Source organism: Borrelia hispanica CRI (genome assembly GCF_000500065.1).
Classification (GTDB): Bacteria; Spirochaetota; Spirochaetia; order Borreliales; family Borreliaceae; genus Borrelia; species Borrelia hispanica.
Genome location: NZ_AYOU01000144.1, coordinates 1 through 3,741, shown reverse-complemented (window position 1 = coordinate 3,741; position 3,741 = coordinate 1). Strand labels below are relative to the sequence as shown.

Here is a 3,741-nt window from a genome sequence, read left to right as displayed (position 1 = left end):
TATCTTATTGATGATTTGCTACTTTTGTAGCTCGTGCTTTATCTACTTCTTGTTTTACTTTTTCAAGCACATTCTTTACTGTTTTTTTAATTATATCTTCTATTGCTACTAATAGTTTATTTACTGCACTTATTCCTGCTCCTTGTACTGCTTTTTCATCATTATTATTATTAGCAGCTAATTTGCCATCTTTAACCAATGAACGTAGGGCGATTCCTCCAGCTACTGCTGCTGCTTTAGCTGCCCCTTGTGCTAAATGACCAGTATTATTTGTTCCTTTTGCAAATTCCAATGGAGTTGTACCTGCCACGGCATTTCCTGACAGTGATTTAACATCATTTTCTTTTGATTTAACTATAGATTCTAAAATTTCTTCACTACTCACTGCCGATACTATTGCTACTGCTTCTGGACCAGAAGCCCCACCTGCATTAGCACCTGCTGTTAAAACCTTAGCTCCATTTTCTGGATTGGCTATTCCTATTGATTGTTGATTCAATACTAAATTACTCTCTTTTAATTTTTCAACACCTTCTACATTAGCTATCTCCACTATTCCTTGAAGTGCCTTAAGAGCTTTTTTTAATTCTTCTGTATCTGCCGCTGCCCCGCTTTGTTGAGAGGTTACCTCACCTACTACCTTGTTAGTAGAATCACCTACTGTCCCTAAAGAGTTTAAATGACTTTTTAATGCTTCCAACGTTTTCTTAGCTGCATCAACTGCTACTTTCACTGAATTATTTAATAGAGAATCTTTAGACCCTTCTATTTCCAACTTTTGTGCTACCGCTTCTAATTCTGCTGATGCTTCTCCAAAGCTACCACCTAGCTTATTAAAATGTTCTCCTACCTGTTGTTTAGTTGTATCTTTAGTTACTCTCAATCCCAATGTATCTGACATTAACTCTATAAATGCATAAAATGCATTCTCTGCACTTCTCCCTACTTCCATGAGTACTTCACTTAAACTTCCTCCTCCTTCCCCTTCTCCTTCCCTAACTCCCCCATTATTACATCCCATCATCACTACCATCAATTGGGGCTGTAAGTGGTGTTGACATATTGCAAGCTATTGCCAAGTCTGATGTAGTTTCAGCAAGCTGGTAAAGATATTGATCAAGCAAAGGATGTTGCTGAGATTGCTACTGCTAAAAATGATAGTGGTACTAAAGAAACTAAACAGAAAGATGCAATTATTTCAGGAGGTATAGCATTAAGATCAATGGCTAAAGGTGGTAAATTTGCTACTAAGAATGAGGACAAAGCTGTACCTGCAATCAATGGAGTAGCGGCAAGCGCAGTTGGGAAGACATTGAGTGCTTTAATAATAGGAATAAGAAATACAGTTGATATTGGATTAAAAAAGATAAATGAAACATTGGCTACAATTAAGCAAGAAGATAAGGCAGCAGAAGCAGCTAGTGGGCAACAATAATAAATAATTGTAGATAAAGAGCAGTAAGATAAAAAATTATTTAAAGGAAACACTTCTCTAGTTCTTGGCAAAGCATGGGAGATGTTTTCTTTTTAAATTAAGTGATTTCATTATTATATTTTTTTAAAGTATTTATTTATCATGAGTGCATTTAGTTTATTCATTTTTAATTTATGTTTGCTGTTGTACTAAGTTTGGGAAACACCAATTGGTCTTAGGGAAGAAAAAATAGAACTTGCAAAAGAAATGGAGTAAGGATTGAAAAAGAGATATGAGAGAAGTCAAAGGGCAAAAATAAGAAGAGAAGGGAAGTAAAAGAGGAGTAAAGGGGATAAGAATAAGAGAAGTAATGATGATGCTGGTGATGCATTTGCCTTAGCTGCCTCAGCTTCTGATCCATTATCAGATGCTTTACTAAACAACTTACCTATATCCTTTTTATCATCATCTGTAGTCTTATTCGCATCAGCATTTCCCTCATTTTTCATGGACTACAGCAACTATTGTTTTAATTCCTTCAACAAGCGCATTAACACTTGCAACCTCTCCAGGTGCAGCATCTTCATTTTTAGCAGAACTTCCAATAACAGCACCACCAGTAGCCCCGCTTGCTGCTTTTTTAGCACCTTCCGCAATCTTGTCTAATGTACCTGTAATAAACTGATCAAATACTTCCTTGATTTTTACATAATTTCCATTCTTTGCCACTTCTGCTTGCAACTTCTCCTTTACTGAAATCATAGTTTTTTCAATATCAGTAAAATATTTCTCAATATCCGATTTTTTTGTTTCTGCCTTTATTCCCAACCTCCCACTTACCATATCCCCAAAACTCACAAAAACTTCCAAAAATCCTTTCCCTAAATTAACCATATCACTCAAAAACACTTTCTCTGGATCCTTCACTCCTCCACTATTACATCCCATCACTATCATCATCACTTCTACTATTCTTTTTCTCTTTATTATCTCTCCTCTTCTTCTTATTCTTTTCATTCTTTCTTTGCCTCTTATTTCTTTTATTGATTTCTTATTATTTATTTAACTTTGTGCTATTAAGAAATAAAAGCAAAAAAATATGATTTACACAGAAATATCATTCATATTAATAAATCAAAATAAATAATAATGACTTTGTTTTTATCTATATCTTGTAATAAAAAAACATAAAAAAGAAAAGTCATTAAAAAAAGGCAAATTAGACTCATATCTTCATATCTAAACTTGCCTTCTACTCTCATTATCCAATAACCTAATTCTATAACTATCTTTATTTATATTGATTACACTAATAATTATGATATTTTTGTTGTTTCTCTTGCTTTATCTATTTCTACTTTCGCTTTCTCAAGCACATTCTTTACTGTTTTCTTAATTAAATCCTCTACTGCTCCCAATAACTTATTTACTGCAGTGATTCCTACTTTTTGTACTTCTTCTTTTCCTCCTTGTGCTTTAGAATTCCCTCCTGCTGCTAGTTTACTTGTCTTCACTAATGAACGTAACGATATACCTCCTGCTACTGCTGCCGCTTTTGGAGTATCAGCATTTGATAAGTGAGCTGCTTGACCTCCTCTTGCAAAACTCATCGCACTTGTTGTATCATCCGCATTATTTGATAGTGCTGCATCATTCTCTCCTGACTTAACTATTGAGTCTAATATTTCCTCACCACTCACTGCTGTTAATATTATTGCTGCTTTAGATATATCTGCTGCCGCTGCTCCTGCATTACTTGTAGCTAACATCTTAGCTCCTTCTTTATTAGATACACTATCTATTGATAAAGTTGTAGATCCTACTTTTAAAGCTTTAACACCTACACTCGTTGCAACTTTTACTATTTCTTTTAACGAATTATATGCTTTCTTTAATGCATCATCATCTGCTGCCACTCCTTGTTTAGCACTAGTTTCTGCATCACCTACTACATTAGAATCACCTACTGTACCTAATGACTCTAAATGCCCTTTTAACCTATTTAAAACTGCCTTAGCTGAATCAACTGCTTCTCTAATTGGACTTTTTGATGAAACACTTTTACTATCACCTATCTCTGCTTTTTTTGCTACTTCTTCTAAATCCTTTGATGCATCTCCTAGCTTCTTACCTAAACTCTTAAAATGATTTCCTACATCCTCTTTCTTTGTAGTTGTGTTCACATTAAATCCCAATACATCTGACATTAACTCAATAAATGCATAAAATGCCCTCTCTGCACTTCTCCCTATTTCCATCATTGCTCCACTTAACCCACTCCCGTCTCCTCCTGCTGCTCCTTCTCCCTTTACTCCTCCACTATTACA

2 protein-coding genes and 2 pseudogenes are annotated in these 3,741 nt (G+C 34.8%); 1 reads left to right on the top strand and 3 read right to left on the bottom strand.

All coding sequences use genetic code 11. The features are described 5' to 3' along the window. Positions 1 to 4: 4 nt before the first annotated feature. Positions 5 to 1,033, bottom strand: a complete 1,029-nt coding sequence (locus U880_RS0106080) for a variable large family protein (protein ID WP_051373898.1) — start codon at positions 1,031 to 1,033, stop codon at positions 5 to 7. Here U880_RS0106080 and U880_RS10915 point away from each other — a divergent pair. Then, positions 1,033 to 1,435, top strand: a pseudogene (locus U880_RS10915) (variable large family protein); the annotation flags it as partial. The gene U880_RS0106080 and the pseudogene U880_RS10915 sit on opposite strands and share 1 nt — an antisense overlap. A gap of 362 nt (positions 1,436 to 1,797) precedes the next feature. Here the strand turns inward: U880_RS10915 and U880_RS11390 are convergent. Together U880_RS11390 and U880_RS0106060 are read right to left on the bottom strand one after the other, a co-directional pair. Further along, positions 1,798 to 2,431 (bottom strand): annotated as a pseudogene (locus tag U880_RS11390) (variable large family protein); the annotation flags it as partial. 299 nt (positions 2,432 to 2,730) lie between these two features. Next, positions 2,731 to 3,741: variable large family protein (locus tag U880_RS0106060; RefSeq protein ID WP_024655183.1), on the bottom strand; the 1,011-nt coding region annotated here is incomplete at its 5' end.